Consider the following 14,573-nt stretch of genomic DNA (forward strand, 5'->3'; position numbering starts at 1 on the left):
CCCGGTTTGCCTCAGCCCTTTTTCAGAACCCGCTTGCCGAGTGTTTCGGCGATCTGCACCGCGTTGAGCGCCGCGCCCTTGCGCAGGTTGTCGCTCACGCACCAGAGGTTGATGCCGTTGTCGATGGTCGGATCCTGACGGATGCGGCTGATGAAGGTGGCGAAATCGCCCGCGCATTCGACCGGCGTGATGTATCCGCCGTCCTCGCGCTTGTCCACGACCATGATGCCGGGCGATTCGCGCAGGATGTCGCGGGCTTCGTCCTCGTCGAGGAAATCCTCGAACTCGATGTTGATCGCTTCCGAATGCCCGACGAAGACCGGCACCCGCACGCAGGTGGCCGTGATCTTGATCGAGGGGTCGAGCATCTTCTTGGTCTCGGCGACCATCTTCCATTCTTCCTTGGTCGAGCCGTCGTCAAGGAACACGTCGATATGCGGAATCACGTTGAAGGCGATCTGCTTCTGGAACTTCTTCGGCTTGACCTCGGCGGTCGGGTTGTAGATCGCCTTGGTCTGGTCCCAGAGCTCGTCCATTCCTTCCTTGCCGGCGCCCGAAACCGACTGGTAGGTGCTGACCACCACGCGCTTGATGCGGGCCCGGTCATGGAGCGGTTTCAGCGCCACCACCATCTGCGCGGTCGAGCAGTTGGGGTTGGCGATGATGTTCTTCTTGTGGCACTGCTCCACGGCCTCGGGGTTCACCTCGGGCACCACGAGCGGCACATCTGGGTCGGTGCGGTAGAGCGAGGAGTTGTCGATCACGATGCAGCCCGCCTTGGCGGCGCGCGGCGCGTGTTTCTCGGTCGCGCCGGAGCCGACGGCGAAAAACGCAATGTCCCAGCCGGCAAAGTCGAACGTGTCCAGATCCTGGGTCTTGAGGGTCTTTTCGCCAAAGCTGACCTCGGTCCCGAGTGACTTCCGGCTGGCGAGGACGGCGATGTCATCCACCGGGAAGTGGCGCTCAGCCAGGATGTTCAGCATTTCGCGGCCCACATTTCCCGTGGCGCCCGCGACGACGATGCGATAGCCCATTTCAAACTCCAGATTCTGGCCGGCAGTTCCGGCCGTGCGGCGGTGCTATACTGCCAATGCCTGACCGTTGAAAGAGGGTGCGGGGCAAACCCTGCGCCCGCCCCGGCTCGGGCGGATGGTGATCGGATGGTGCCGCACGGCGGTTCAGCTTTCGAGCCAACCCTCGAGCGCGGTGCCCCGCAGGTAGGTGGCGTCGGGGGCGAAAGCCTCCCATTCGGCGCGATGCTTTTCGGAAATCGTGGTCACGACCGGCCGCCCGGCGGCAAGCGCGGCCTCGAACGCCGGGAACAGCCCTTTCCCCATGGATTCGAGCTTGCCGAACTTGCTGAGTACCACCACGTCGCTGGCCGGGATCTGCCCGATCAGCGCGGCGCAGGCGGCAGTCACGCCCTCCGCGTCAAGGTGACAGGAAGTATCCGAGGGCGACGTGTCGAGATGGATGCTGAAATCCCGTCCCGAGCCGATGTCGCGCAGGAAGCCGGCCGAACAGGTGCGTTCGGGCGCATCGTCGCGCAGCGCGAGCACGCCGGCCACCCGGCGCCCCGCGGCCTGCCAGCCCGCGACCGCCCGGTCCAGACAGTCGGCGGCCTCGGCGCTCGTCGCGTCTTCGACAACGGCAATTCTGTGCATGGCGGACATCGCGGCACCTTTGCGGAGAGGAATACGGATACGAATGCGAATACGGGGGTCGCTTCCCTGTAGAATGGAGCGCCGCCCGCCCCCTGACAAGAGGCAGGGCTTGCGGAAAAGCGTCGCAGTCTGCGGCTTGCCAGAGTGATTCGCGGATGCTAGGGGCAGGCAAATCCGTTCGGGGAACCCGGCGGCGCCGAGTCCGGCAAAGCCGACGGCCTGAATGACGGCGTGAATCACGACCTCTATCAATGCGGGGTTCGACCATGGCATGGATCATCCTTCTGATTGCCGGGCTGCTCGAGATCGTCTGGGCATTCGCGATGAAGAAATCCGATGGGTTCACCGTGCTGATGCCGTCGATCGTCACCATCGTGACCGTTCTGATCAGCTTCGGCATGCTGGCGGTGGCGATGAAATCGCTCCCGCTCGGAACCTCCTATACGATCTGGACCGGCATCGGCGCCGCCGGAGCGTTCATTGCAGGTGCCGCTTTCCTGGGTGAAACGCTTTCGCCCATGCGGGTGCTTGCCGCCGCGATGATCATCGGCGGGATCATCCTGATGCGCCTCGCCAGTGCCGAATGAAGGCGGGTCGAGGGCGCCGGAAACCCTAGGCGGCGGCGCGGGGTGAATCCATGCAGGCACTCACCATCTACGTTGCGGCGGCCCTTGCCGAGATCGCCGGCTGCTTTGCCTTCTGGGCCTGGTTCCGGCTTGGCCAGAGCATCCTCTGGCTGGTGCCGGGGATAGCGGCGCTCGCCTTCTTCGCCTGGGCGCTGACCTTCAGCCCGGCCGATCAGGCGGGGCGCGCCTATGCGGTTTACGGTGGCATCTATATCGTTGCATCGCTGTTCTGGCTCTGGGCGGTCGAGGGGCACCGCCCCGACCACTGGGATCTGCTGGGCGCCGCGATCTGCCTTTCGGGCGCGGCCATCATCCTCTGGGCGCCCCGGGGCGGCTGACGCCGGCCTCGCGGCCCGACCTGCGTCAACGCGCTTGATCTGGCGACCCTGCAAGTGTATCCACGGCTCCTGTCGCGGGTGTAGTTCAATGGTAGAACGGCAGCTTCCCAAGCTGCATACGAGGGTTCGATTCCCTTCACCCGCTCCAAACATTACCGGTTAAATCAATAAGTTACGGCGCCATCTGTCCCGCGCCGGAGCCATCCGCGGGACACCCTGCCAATCCATCGCCCCGTCGCGGCCATGGCATCCCGGGCGAGGCGCCGCGGGCAGCCTTTGCCGGGGGCAGCCATGCGAATCCCGTGCGACGTAGATTCTCGTGGCCGGCATCCGGCACCCGGCATGAGCGCGTTTGACCGGGACATGTGGTTGCGCATGACGGGGGATGCGACTCCCCGCCGCCGTTCAATCACGACGCAGGGTCCGGGGCGATGACTGCGAACTTCCTGACCTCGCAGATTGATTATCCAGACGGTGGAAACAGATAGCATCAGGTTACCAGCAGGCGGGCGGGAATCATGAGCGATCAGTCAGAAGACTCCGGCGACACAGGAAATCCGCAGCGATCCCAACCGGGTTCATCGGCTGCCGGAAGCGGCGCGGACCCGCGGGGCGAGCCCGGGTCGCGGGCGATGCGGGTGCGCCATCAGGCCCGCCGGGTGGTCGGGGAAATGATCGACCCCGGTCCGGGACTGGTCCATCCGGCGCTGATTCCCGGCATCGGGGTCGAGCGCACCCATTACGTCTTTGGCACCAACCCGGTGGTCTATGCGGTTTCCGGGCTGCTGATCCTCGGCGTGGTCATCTGGGCCGTGGTTCAGCCCGGGGGCATCACGTTGGTCGGGAATGTCTCGCTCGGCTGGGTGACGGCCAATTTCGGCTGGATGTTCGGCGTTCTCGCGATCGCGATCTTCGGTTTCATGATGGTGCTCGGTTACGGGCGTGCAGGGGGCGTGCGGCTTGGTGCCGACGATGAGGAGCCCGAATTCAGCACCGTGTCCTGGGTCGCCATGCTGTTTTCGGCCGGCATGGGGATCGGGCTTCTGTTCTACGGCCCTTACGAGCCGCTGATCTATTTCGCTGATCCGCCCTATGGCTTCGAGGTGGCACCGGGGAGCGTCGACGCCACGCAGACCGCGCTTGCCCAGACCGCGCTGCACTGGGGGCCGATCGCCTGGTCGTTCTATGCGCTGGTCGGCGGCGCGATTGCCTATAACTCCTACCGGCGCGGGCGTCCGCCGCTGATCTCGGCGATCTTCGAGCCGGTCTTCGGCAGTGCGACCCGCGGCTGGATCGGCGCGGTGATCGACATCTTCGCCATCATCGTCACGCTGTTCGGCACCGCCATTTCGCTCGGGATCGGGGCGCTGCAGATCGCGCAGGGCACCGAGATCGTGACCGGCTGGGGCAAGCTCGGCAACCTGTTCATCATCGTCACCATGTCGGTCCTGACCTGCGCCTTCATCATCTCGGCGGTTTCGGGCGTTTCGCGCGGCATCCGCATCCTGTCGAATCTCAACATGGTGGTCGCGGGGCTTCTGGCGCTGCTCGTGCTGGTGACGGGGCCGACGCTGTTTCTGCTGAACTTCTATCCGGCGGCGATCATCTCGTTCTTCCGCGAACTCGGGGTGATGCTGCTGCGCAACCCGAATCAGGGCGCGCAGACCGCCAGTTTCATGGCGGACTGGACCACCTATTACTGGGCCTGGTGGATCACCTGGGCGCCCTTTGTCGGGCTGTTCATCGCCAAGATCTCGCGCGGGCGCACGCTGCGCGAATTCGTGACCGTGGTGGTCCTGATCCCGTCGATGGTCTGTGTCACCTGGTTCGCGATCTTCGGCGGAACGGCCATGTACATGAGTCTCAACGACATGGGCGTCGATGCCTCGCAGGCGCCCGAGGCGCTGCTGTTCAACGTGCTGGCGAACCTGCCGCTGTCCGGCATCACGCCGATCCTGGCCATGCTGTCGATCCTTGTCTTTTTCGTCACTTCGGCGGATTCGGCCTCGATCGTCATGAGCTCGATGACCCAGCGCGGCCAGCCCTCGCCCTCGGCCGGGGTGACCATCAGCTGGGGCGTGCTGCTGGGGCTGACGGCGATTTCGCTGCTGCTGGCGGGGGGCGAGGATGCGCTTTCGGGGCTGCAGTCGATCATGGTGGTTTCGGCGCTGCCCTTTGCCTTTGTGGTCATGGGCATCATGGTCGCCTGGGCAAGGGATTTGCGCACCGATCCCTATCTGTTGCGTTCGAAATATGCGCGCGCGGCCATCGCGCAGGGGGTGCGGCTCGGGATTGCGGATCACGGCGACGATTTCGTCTTCAGCACCAGCGAGGTGGCCAAGGACGAGGGCGCCGGCGGCTGGTTCAACAGCACCGATCCCGATCTCGTGGCCTGGTATGTCGAGGCCGCCGAAGAGGGCGAGATCGTGAGCGCCGAGGACATCCTGCGCACGCTCGATCCCGGCCGGATCCAGCCGCGGGGGCGGCGGCGCCCCGACCATCTTGCCTCGGGCGATGCGGCGACCATCGCCACGCGCCGCCGTCGCCGTCGCCTGCCACCCGCGGACGGCGGCGGGCGCAGCGGCTGATGCCGCAACATCCCTCTGCGCGGGCCCAGCAGTTCCGTGCGGCGGATGGATGCGCGCAGGCCGGCGGAAACGCCACCTTAACCGTTGGGCGTGGACCATGGACTGGCCCGGTCTTGCCAGAGCAGGTTCGATTGACCACATTGAAGGCATCGCTCCGGCCGGGCCGCTCTGGCGGGAGCGATGTCCAAGGCCCGCAAGGATCGTTCCGCAATGACCGCCCCGCAATGACCGCAACCGCCATGCCCGTCCCGGAAAACAGCGCGATGCCCGTTCCGACATGATGCCAGTGAAACGCTCCGGCCTGCTGCGGCTGGCCAGTTACAATGTCCAGAAATGTATCGGACTCGATCTGCGTCGCCTGCCGCGCCGCATCGTCGGGGTGCTGGACGGGCTGCAGGCCGATATCGTCGTGCTGCAGGAGGCCGACAAGCGCCTGCCGCCGCGCCCGGCGGCGTTGCCGCCGCCGGTGCTGGCCGCCGCGGGCTGGCGGGTTGCCGATTTCGGGCCCAAGGGGTCGCTCGGCTGGCATGGCAACGCGATCATCTGGCGCGAGGGCGCGCCGCTCGACCTGATCGAGATGGACCAGATCCCGCTTCCGGGGCTTGAGCCGCGCGGCGCCGTGCGGGCCGAATTCGACACCATGCAGGGGCGGGTGCGGGTGATCGGGCTGCACCTGGGGCTGATCACCCGCGACCGCTATGAACAGATCCGCAGCCTCGCGGCCTATTGTGCCCGGCTGCCCGACATCCCGACCGTCTGGGCCGGTGATTTCAACGAATGGTCGCGGCTGCCGGCCCTGGACAGCCACGCGCCGCGCATGACCTTTCTGCCGCCGTTGCCGAGCTATCCGGCGCCGCGTCCCATGGGGCCGCTCGACCGGATCGCGCTGGGCGGGGGCCTGCGGGCAAGCGGCCACGGCGTCTGGGGCGGGCGCCCGGCGCGGTTTGCCTCGGATCACCTGCCGGTCTGGGCCGACCTTGTGCTCCCCGCTCTGCTGCAGCATGAACAGGGTATCGTTGATGCCGGCCTGCACCCCTGATCAATGCGCCCCCGATCATTGCGCCCGTGCCCCGATCCCGGCCGGGCGGGCATGATGCGCCGGGGGGCCAGGGCACGAGCGCAGGCGGAGCCGCCGCAGGAAGGAGAACACGCCGAGATGTCGGAATCGATCATTGCCCGTTGCGAGGCCGCCGGTCTGCGTCTGACCGAACAGCGGCGCATCATCGCGCGGGTGCTTGGTGACAGCGACGACCACCCCGATGTGGAGCAGCTCCATGCACGGGCGAGCGCGCTCGATTCCGGGATTTCGCTGGCCACGGTCTATCGCACGGTCAAGCTGTTCGAGGAGGCCGGCATTCTCGAGCGGCTGGAATTCGGCGACGGGCGCGCCCGCTATGAGGATGCGGACCGCGACCACCACGACCACCTGATCGACATGACCACCGGCGAGGTGATCGAATTCGTGGACCCCGAGATCGAGGCCCTGCAGGAGCGCATTGCCGAGCGGCTCGGTTACGTGCTGCACGGCCACCGGCTCGAGCTGTATGGCGTGCCGCTGAAAAAGAATCGCGACTGACGCGCAGCCCCGGCCGGGTCCGGGCGACTCTCCGCGAAGGGGCAGGGGGCGGCGTCGCACAGCCCCTTTCCCCGCCGGTCCGACCCGGCTAGAAGGTCTGCGTCAATCAGTAACGACGGACAGCCCGACATGACCACGATCATTGATATCCACGCCCGCGAAATCCTCGACAGCCGCGGCAATCCCACGGTCGAAGTGGATGTGAGCCTCGAGGACGGAAGCTGGGGGCGTGCGGCGGTGCCGTCGGGTGCCTCGACCGGGGCGCACGAGGCCGTCGAGCGGCGCGATGGCGACCGGTCCCGTTACTTCGGCAAGGGGGTGCTGGAGGCGGTCGCTTCCGTGAACGGCGAGATCGCCGATGCGCTGATCGGCTGCGAGGCCAGCGATCAGGTCGCGATCGACCTGGCCATGATCGAGATGGACGGCACCCGGAACAAGAGCCGGCTCGGCGCCAATGCGATCCTCGGGGTGTCGCTCGCGGTGGCGCGCGCGGCGGCGCTCAGCACCGGCCAGCCGCTCTATCGCTATGTCGGCGGCACTTCGGCCCGGGTGCTGCCGGTGCCCATGATGAACATCATCAACGGCGGCGAACATGCCGACAACCCGATCGACATCCAGGAATTCATGATCATGCCGGTCGGCGCCGAGAATATCGCCGGTGCGGTGCGCATGGGGGCCGAGGTCTTTCATACCCTCAAGCGCGAACTTTCGGCGGCGGGGCTGTCAACCGGCATCGGTGACGAGGGCGGTTTCGCGCCCGACATCGCCTCGACCCGCGAGGCGCTCGATTTCATTCTCCGAGCGATCGAAAAGGCCGGCTACACGCCGGGCGACGACATCTGCCTTGCGCTCGACTGTGCCGCGACCGAATATTTCCGCGACGGGCTTTACATGCTCGACGGCGAGGAAGTGTCGCTCACGCCCGAGGAAAACGTCGATTACCTGGGCGCCCTGGTCAAGGATTACCCGATCATCTCGATCGAGGACGGCATGGCCGAGGACGACTGGGAAGGCTGGCGCGCGCTGACCGAAGCGATCGGCGACCGGGTGCAACTGGTGGGCGACGACCTGTTCGTCACCAATCCCGCGCGGCTCTCGGACGGGATCGCGCGGGGCTGCGGCAATGCGATGCTGGTCAAGGTGAACCAGATCGGCACGCTGACCGAAACGCTGCAGGCGGTCGAGATCGCCCATCGCGCCGCCTATGCCAATGTCATGAGCCACCGCTCGGGCGAGACCGAGGACACCACCATCGCCGACCTTGCGGTGGCGACGAACTGCGGCCAGATCAAGACCGGCTCGCTTGCGCGCTCGGACCGGCTGGCGAAATACAACCAGCTTATCCGCATCGAGGAAATGCTGGACGACAGCGCGATCTATGCCGGGCGGTCGATCCTGCGCGCCTGACCCGCGGCCAGCACGACCCGGACGGGGCGTCTGATCCGCAGGGATCGGACAGGCCCGCCGCCCGGGCTCCGGGCGACGGGCGGGCGTGGGGTTACGGGCAGGGCGCCTCGTAATAGGTGCCGTCGCCACGTGCATAGGCGCAGACCTTGCGCTGGTTGTTCTGGGCAACCATGGTGCCGGCAGCGGCGCCGCCGAGCGCGGAAATCACTTTCCAGTTCGAATTCGCGTCGAGCGCGTCTGCGGCAACGAGGCCCGCCGCCGCACCGCCGGCTGCACCGGCGACAGTCCGCTGCTGGCTGGTCATGTTGTCACAGGCTGCAAGGCTCAGGGACATCGCCGAAGCGCCGACGATTCCGATGATCCATTTTTTCACGTCAAATCTCCTTTCAAGGACATGTCGTTGCCGACGTTTACACGGGTTGATGCAACGCCAAGGCCTTACAGTAGCGCATCCCGAAACGAACGCAATGTGGCGCCGGACGGTGCAGCGGCGATGATACGGCTTTCGCGGGGGTTTTCAGCCGCAGCGCCGGCGGAAACCGGCGCGCCCGTAGCTGCGCGGCAACAGCTTGGCGGCCTATCGCGTTCCATGTCCTTGATTTACGCAGTTTCGCCTTAGGGGCTCGCGGTTCAGGAACCTTCGGCCTCGGTCGTCTTGACGCTGTTCCAGAGCCTGTCCATCTCTTCCGGGCTGCTCCCGGCCGGGGTCTTTCCCTGCTCGGCAAGCCGCGCCTCGATGGCGCCGAACCGGCGGGTGAATTTCGCATTGGCGCGGCGCAGCGCCGTTTCCGGGTCGAGCCCGAGATGACGGCCGAGATTGGCAAGCGTGAACAGCAGATCGCCGTATTCCTCTTCCACGGCAGCCGGATCCTCGCCCGCGCGCGCGGCGGCGAGTTCCTCGGTCTCCTCGGCGATCTTGCGCAGCACCCCGCCGGCATCGGGCCAGTCGAACCCGACCCGTGCCGCGCGCTTCTGCAGCTTTACCGCCCGCATCAGCGCCGGCAGGCCGAGCGCAACCCCGTCGAGCACGCCTTTCTGCGCCTGCCCGGCGCGTTCGCGGGCTTTCAGCGCCTCCCAGTCGCGGGTCTGCTGTTCGGCGCTCTTGTCACGCGGCTCGCTGCCGAACACATGGGGATGGCGCGCCACCATCTTGTCGCAGATCCGCCCGGCCACCTCGGCAAAGTCGAACAGGCCGGATTCCTCCGCCATCCGGGCATGATAGACGCTCTGGAACAGCAGATCGCCAAGTTCCCCGGCCAGATCGTCCCAGGCGCGCCGGTCGATCGCATCGGCGACCTCAAAGGCTTCCTCGATGGTATAGGGGGCGATACTCGCGAAATCCTGCTCGATGTCCCAGGGGCAGCCATGGTCGGGATCGCGCAGGGCACGCATGATCGAAAGCAGGCGGATCATGGCCTGCGCGGCGGCTGCGTCGCGCGGCGCGGGAGAATCGTCGGGCATTGCCTTGGCCTTTCGTTAGATGTCACATGGCAGGGAAAACCACGTCCGAGGGAGGAGTCCAGCCCATGCCTGTCGTCAATCGCATCGCCGAGTTTGCCGAGGACATGGCCGCATGGCGACAGTATCTGCATACGATTCCCGAACTTGGCTTCGACTGTCCGAAGACTGCGGGCTTCATCGCCGAACGGCTGCGCGAGGCGGGCGTTGACGAACTGCACGAGGGAATCGCCCGAACCGGCATGGTCGCGATCATCGAAGGACGCGCGACGGGGCCGACCATCGGGCTGCGCGCCGATTTCGACGCGCTTCCCATCACCGAACAGACCGGGAAACCCTATGCCAGCCGCCATGAGGGGAAAATGCATGCCTGTGGCCATGACGGGCACAGCACCATGCTGCTGGGTGCCGCGCGCTATCTGGCCGAGACGCGCAATTTCGCCGGGCGCGTCGCATTGATTTTCCAGCCGGCCGAAGAGAGCGGCGGCGGCGGGCGCGTCATGGTGGAAGAGGGCATCATGGAGCGGTTCGGAATCGAACAGGTCTATGCGCTGCACAACCTTCCCGGCCTGCCCGAGGGGCATATCCACACGACGCCGGGGCCGGTCGCGGCCTCGGTCGCGACCTTCCGCATCGACGTGACCGGGCAGGGCGGCCATGGCGCCATGCCGCACAAGACCCGCGACCCGCTGATTGCCGCCTGCGCAATCGCCCAGGCGCTGCAGACGATCGTCAGCCGCAATCACGACGCCTGCGACGACCTCGTGCTGTCGGTCACGCAGTTCCACGGCGGCACGGCGGATAACGTCATCGCCGACCGCGCATGGCTCGGCGGCACGGTGCGCAGTTTTGAGCCGCATGTGCAGCAGATGGTGCGCGAACGCATCGCGCAGATCGCCGCGGGGCAGGCGGAAAGTTTCGGCACCATTGCCGAGGTGCAATTCGTGCCGAGCTATCCCGCGACGGTGAATACGCCCGAAAAGGCCGAATTCGCGGCCGAGGTCGCGGAAGAGGTCGTCGGTTCCGACCGCGTGGACATCGCCGCCCGGCGGCAGATGTGGGCCGAGGATTTCTCCTATATGCTCGAGGCCCGCCCCGGCGCCTATCTGTTCCTGGGGCAGGGCGACAGCGCCGGGCTGCATCAGCCGGATTACGATTTCAACGATGCGATCGCCCCCGTCGGCGCATCGTTCTTCGCCCGCCTCGTCGAGCGCGCCCAGCCGCTCGGCTGACCCGCCCGGCAGGGCGGTTTTTCTTGACCCCGGCGCCCTGATGGCCGACATGGCGGCCATGGTCTCCGAAGAACGCCTGGAACAGATCGCGCAGCGGTTTGCCTATCTTGAAGCCTGCATGGCCGACGGCAGCCATGCGGACGAGATGGCCCGGCTCGGGCGTGAATATTCGGAACTGCGCCCGGTGGTGGCGCAGATCGCCGCCTGGCAGGATCTGCGGCGCCAGATCGACGAGACCGCGGGGCTGCTCGAAGACCCGGACATGCGCGCGCTCGCGCTCGAGGAACTGGCCGATCTGCGCGCGCGCCTTCCCGATGCCGAACATGACCTGCAGCTTGCGCTCTTGCCGCGGGACGAGGCGGATTCACGTGCCGCGATCCTTGAAATCCGCCCCGGCACCGGCGGCGAGGAAGCCGCGCTTTTCGCGGCCGACCTGCTGCGCATGTATCAGCGCTATGCCGAAACCTGCGGCTGGGGGTTCGACCTGGTCGAGCAGCAGGACACCGAGCTTGGCGGCATCAAGGAGGTCGTCGCGCGGATCAGCGGCGACAACGTGTTCGGACGGCTCAAGTTCGAAAGCGGCGTGCACCGGGTGCAGCGCGTGCCGAGCACCGAAAGCGGCGGGCGCATTCATACTTCGGCCGCCACGGTCGCCGTGCTCCCCGAGGCCGAGGATGTCGATGTCAGGATCGACGCGAACGACCTGCGCATCGACACCATGCGCAGTTCCGGCGCCGGCGGGCAGCATGTGAACACGACCGATTCAGCGGTGCGGATCACCCATATCCCCAGCGGCATCGTCGTGACCAGTTCCGAAAAATCCCAGCACCGCAACCGCGAGATCGCCATGCAGGTGCTGAAATCGCGCCTCTACGACCTTGAACGCCAGCGCGCCCGGACCAGCCGCAGCGCCGAGCGCGCGGCACAGGTCGGCAGCGGTGACCGCTCCGAACGGATCCGCACCTACAATTTTCCGCAGGGGCGCATGACCGATCACCGTATCAACCTGACGCTTTACCGGCTCGACCAGATCATGGACGGCGACCTTGGCGAGGTGATCGACAGCCTGCGCGCCGATGCCCAGGCCCGCCAGCTTGCCGAGATGGGCGCATGAGCACCGCCGCCGAAGCCATGGCCGATGCCGCCGCACGGCTGCGGGCGGCCGGTATCGCAAGCCCCGCCCGCGACGCGCGCATCCTTCTGGCCCATGCGGCACGGATCGACGCCATGCGCGTCACGCTGATCGCGCCCGAGGATCTCGCGCCCGAGATCGCCGAACGGTTCGAGCATCTCGTGGCGCTGCGCGCCGTTCATGTGCCGGTCTCGCATCTGGTCGGAGAGCGCGAATTCTACGGCCGCCGCTTCAAGGTGAGCCGCGAGGTTCTGGACCCCCGCCCCGAGACCGAGACCCTGGTCGAGGCCGCGCTTGCCGAGCCGTTCACGCGGGTGCTCGACCTTGGCACGGGGTCGGGGTGCATTCTCGTCACCCTGCTGGCCGAGCGCCCGGATGCGACCGGCATCGGCGTGGACCTGAGCGAATCCGCCTGCCTGCAGGCCAGCGCCAACGCGGTTCTGCACGAGGTCGCCGGGCGCACGGACATCCGCCGTTCCGACTGGTTCTCGGATGTTCCTGAACGGTTTGACCTGATCGTCGCCAATCCCCCCTACATCTCGCGTTCCGAGATGCGGGACCTGGCGCCCGGTGTGCGCCGCCACGAGCCGGAAATGGCGCTGAGCGATGGCGGCGACGGGCTCGGCGCCTATCGGCGGATCGTGCCGGGCCTTGCGGATCATCTTGTTCCGGGGGGGCGTGCACTGTTCGAAATCGGCCCGACCCAGGGGAAGGCTGTCAGCGGCCTTCTTGCGGGTGCCGGGTTCGATGTGCGGATCCTGCCCGATCTCGACGGGCGCGCCCGCGTGATCTGCGCCAGGATGGGCTGAAAATCGCCCGCAGGGCGTGAAAATTGCCGGCATGGGCCGAAAATATGCAGAATTTTCCACCCAACCCCTTGAATGGCGGGCCGGAACGTGTTTCTTGCTTGGGTATTGCGGCTGCAGAGGCTGTTGAGGCTCTCCCGCGATCCAAGCCCTAAAGTCTGTGATCCGTTCAAACTGCACGCGTCATGCGTCACCCCGGATCAGAGAGCAGTGCATAGCAAGGCTGACACAAGACCTATGAGATCGTCCAAATCCCGCTCGCGGTCGAAGTCGAACCGCAATCGTCCAGCGTCCGGCGGAAATGTCGTGAACCGCGTTTTCGACAGCTCCGGCCCCGAGGGCAAGGTGCGCGGCACGCCGCAGCAGATCATCGACAAATACAACCAGCTCGCCCGCGATGCGCAGCTCTCCAACGACCGCATCGCCACCGAGAATTTCCAGCAGCACGCCGAACATTACCTGCGCCTGCTGAGCGAGGCCCAGCGCGAGATCGACGCCCGCCGCGAGGAACAGGAAGCGCGCCGCGAGGAACAGGAGCGCCAGCAGCGCGAGCGTCAGGCCGAACGCGACCGCGCGGAGGCCGCCCGGCAGGGCCCGGGCGATGACGACGGCGCCGGAACCGATGCAGCGGACGAGGTGCTCGACCCCGCCGCATCCGGCGACAGCGACCTTGTCGAAACGCCCGAGGCGGCCCCGCGCAAGACCCCGCGGCGCAGCCCCGCGCGCAGCCGCCGCACCCCCCGCAAGACCGAGGACAAATCCGACGACAGTTCCGGGGACGGTGCCGAAGCCGGCGGGAACACGCCCGAAGCCGCCGAATAGCGGTCAGCCGGCCAGCGCCCGCGCGAGCGCGCAGAACCCCTCGACCGAGACCTGTTCCGCCCGCAGCTCCGGCGACAGCCCGGCACGGGCCAGCACCGCCGCTATGTCGGGCGCAATACCCTTCAGCGCGCTGCGCAGCATCTTGCGCCGCTGGTTGAAGGCCGCGGCCACGACCCGCTCGAGGATCGCAGCATCGGCCGGAAACCGCGGCGCCGGCAGCGCCGTCACCTGCACGACCGCGCTCGAGACACTGGGCGGCGGGGTGAATGCGGCAGGCGGCAGGCGCATCACGATCCGCGCCTGCGTGCGCCACTGTGCCAGCACCGAAAGCCGCCCATAGGCCTTGCTCCCCGGTGCGGCGGTGATGCGCTCGGCCACCTCGCGCTGGAACATCAGCGTCAGGCTGTCCCAGAACGGCGGCCATTGCTCCGGCGTGAGCCAGCGGATCAGAAGCTCGGTCCCCGCATTGTAGGGCAGGTTCGCCACCACCCGAACCGGCGGATCAAGATGCTCGCGCGGATCGACCGCCAGCGCATCGCCCTCGATCACCACAAGCCGCCCCGGGCAGGCCCGCACGATCTGTTCGAGCGCCGGCAGGCAGCGGCGGTCGCGCTCGATCGCGACCACGCGGCGCGCGCCTTCCGCCAGCAGCCCGCGCGTCAGCCCCCCGGGCCCGGGCCCGATCTCGAGCACGTCATGCCCCGAAAGATCGCCCGCCAGCCGCGCGATCCGGGCGGTGACGTTCAGATCCAGGATGAAATTCTGCCCGAGCGCCTTTTGCGCCGAAAGCCCGTGCGCCGCGATCACCTCGCGCAGCGGCGGCAGCGCATCGAGCCCGCTCACGGCTTCTTCTGGCCGGAAATATCCCGGGGGAGTCGCCCGCAAGGGCGACGGGGGCAGAGCCCCCGCCCGGAGGCCGCCGCC

The 14,573-nt window shown here is 67.0% G+C and carries 15 protein-coding genes and 1 tRNA gene; 11 read left to right on the plus strand and 5 right to left on the minus strand.

All coding sequences use genetic code 11. From position 1 onward, the window contains the following. Window positions 1–11 precede the first annotated feature (11 nt). Together B0B01_RS09610 and B0B01_RS09615 are read right to left on the minus strand one after the other, a co-directional pair. Window positions 12–1,034, minus strand: coding sequence for an aspartate-semialdehyde dehydrogenase (locus B0B01_RS09610; protein ID WP_076649670.1), 1,023 nt, complete (start codon window positions 1,032–1,034; stop codon window positions 12–14). A gap of 144 nt (window positions 1,035–1,178) precedes the next feature. After that, window positions 1,179–1,664: a DUF2478 domain-containing protein gene (locus B0B01_RS09615; RefSeq protein ID WP_200805413.1), complete on the minus strand. Its 486-nt coding sequence runs from the start codon at window positions 1,662–1,664 to the stop codon at window positions 1,179–1,181. 266 nt (window positions 1,665–1,930) lie between these two features. Between B0B01_RS09615 and B0B01_RS09620 the strand changes: the two genes are divergently transcribed. The 7 genes from B0B01_RS09620 to eno all read left to right on the plus strand — a co-directional run bounded on the left by B0B01_RS09620 (window position 1,931) and on the right by eno (window position 8,199). Beyond that, the gene (locus tag B0B01_RS09620; protein ID WP_076650160.1) at window positions 1,931–2,251 is read left to right on the plus strand and encodes a DMT family transporter; all 321 of its coding nucleotides are present in this window, start codon (window positions 1,931–1,933) and stop codon (window positions 2,249–2,251) included. A 50-nt stretch (window positions 2,252–2,301) separates the two neighbouring features. Further along, window positions 2,302–2,628, plus strand: coding sequence for a YnfA family protein (locus B0B01_RS09625; RefSeq protein WP_076649672.1), 327 nt, complete (start codon window positions 2,302–2,304; stop codon window positions 2,626–2,628). A gap of 74 nt (window positions 2,629–2,702) precedes the next feature. Then, a tRNA-Gly gene (locus B0B01_RS09630) sits at window positions 2,703–2,776 on the plus strand. Between the two features lie 484 nt (window positions 2,777–3,260). Next, entirely contained in the window at window positions 3,261–5,216 is a 1,956-nt protein-coding gene (locus tag B0B01_RS09635) for a BCCT family transporter (RefSeq protein ID WP_143733040.1), read from the plus strand. A gap of 280 nt (window positions 5,217–5,496) precedes the next feature. Then, entirely contained in the window at window positions 5,497–6,255 is a 759-nt protein-coding gene (locus tag B0B01_RS09640) for an endonuclease/exonuclease/phosphatase family protein (RefSeq protein WP_076650161.1), read from the plus strand. A 117-nt stretch (window positions 6,256–6,372) separates the two neighbouring features. Further along, a complete protein-coding gene (locus tag B0B01_RS09645; RefSeq protein ID WP_076649673.1) occupies window positions 6,373–6,792 on the plus strand; it encodes a Fur family transcriptional regulator in 420 nt (139 codons plus the stop codon). Between the two features lie 129 nt (window positions 6,793–6,921). Continuing rightward, window positions 6,922–8,199, plus strand: a complete 1,278-nt coding sequence (gene eno / locus B0B01_RS09650; protein ID WP_076649674.1) for a phosphopyruvate hydratase — start codon at window positions 6,922–6,924, stop codon at window positions 8,197–8,199. A gap of 91 nt (window positions 8,200–8,290) precedes the next feature. Here eno and B0B01_RS09655 read toward each other — a convergent pair whose 3' ends face one another. Together B0B01_RS09655 and mazG are read right to left on the minus strand one after the other, a co-directional pair. Beyond that, window positions 8,291–8,533, minus strand: a complete 243-nt coding sequence (locus B0B01_RS09655) for a glycine zipper 2TM domain-containing protein (RefSeq protein WP_076650162.1) — start codon at window positions 8,531–8,533, stop codon at window positions 8,291–8,293. A gap of 296 nt (window positions 8,534–8,829) precedes the next feature. After that, the gene (mazG, locus tag B0B01_RS09660) at window positions 8,830–9,660 is read right to left on the minus strand and encodes a nucleoside triphosphate pyrophosphohydrolase (RefSeq protein WP_076649675.1); all 831 of its coding nucleotides are present in this window, start codon (window positions 9,658–9,660) and stop codon (window positions 8,830–8,832) included. Between the two features lie 65 nt (window positions 9,661–9,725). On the opposite strand from mazG, the gene B0B01_RS09665 reads away from it, so the two are divergent. The 4 genes from B0B01_RS09665 to B0B01_RS09680 all read left to right on the plus strand — a co-directional run bounded on the left by B0B01_RS09665 (window position 9,726) and on the right by B0B01_RS09680 (window position 13,649). Further along, complete coding sequence (locus tag B0B01_RS09665; protein WP_076649676.1) at window positions 9,726–10,889, plus strand: M20 aminoacylase family protein; 1,164 nt, start codon at window positions 9,726–9,728, stop codon at window positions 10,887–10,889. Window positions 10,890–10,947: 58 nt separating this feature from the next. After that, window positions 10,948–12,003, plus strand: coding sequence for a peptide chain release factor 1 (gene prfA, locus B0B01_RS09670; protein ID WP_076650163.1), 1,056 nt, complete (start codon window positions 10,948–10,950; stop codon window positions 12,001–12,003). Beyond that, window positions 12,000–12,830, plus strand: coding sequence for a peptide chain release factor N(5)-glutamine methyltransferase (prmC, locus tag B0B01_RS09675; RefSeq protein ID WP_076649677.1), 831 nt, complete (start codon window positions 12,000–12,002; stop codon window positions 12,828–12,830). The genes prfA and prmC overlap by 4 nt, the downstream gene beginning before the upstream one ends. A gap of 303 nt (window positions 12,831–13,133) precedes the next feature. Further along, the gene (locus B0B01_RS09680) at window positions 13,134–13,649 is read left to right on the plus strand and encodes a DUF4167 domain-containing protein (protein WP_407675271.1); all 516 of its coding nucleotides are present in this window, start codon (window positions 13,134–13,136) and stop codon (window positions 13,647–13,649) included. A gap of 3 nt (window positions 13,650–13,652) precedes the next feature. On the opposite strand, the gene rsmA is transcribed toward B0B01_RS09680, so the two are convergent. Further along, on the minus strand, window positions 13,653–14,492 hold the full coding sequence (gene rsmA / locus B0B01_RS09685; RefSeq protein WP_076649679.1) for a 16S rRNA (adenine(1518)-N(6)/adenine(1519)-N(6))-dimethyltransferase RsmA: 840 nt from the start codon (window positions 14,490–14,492) through the stop codon (window positions 13,653–13,655). Window positions 14,493–14,573 lie beyond the last annotated feature (81 nt).

Source organism: Pontibaca methylaminivorans, assembly GCF_900156525.1.
Classification (GTDB): Bacteria; Pseudomonadota; Alphaproteobacteria; order Rhodobacterales; family Rhodobacteraceae; genus Pontibaca; species Pontibaca methylaminivorans.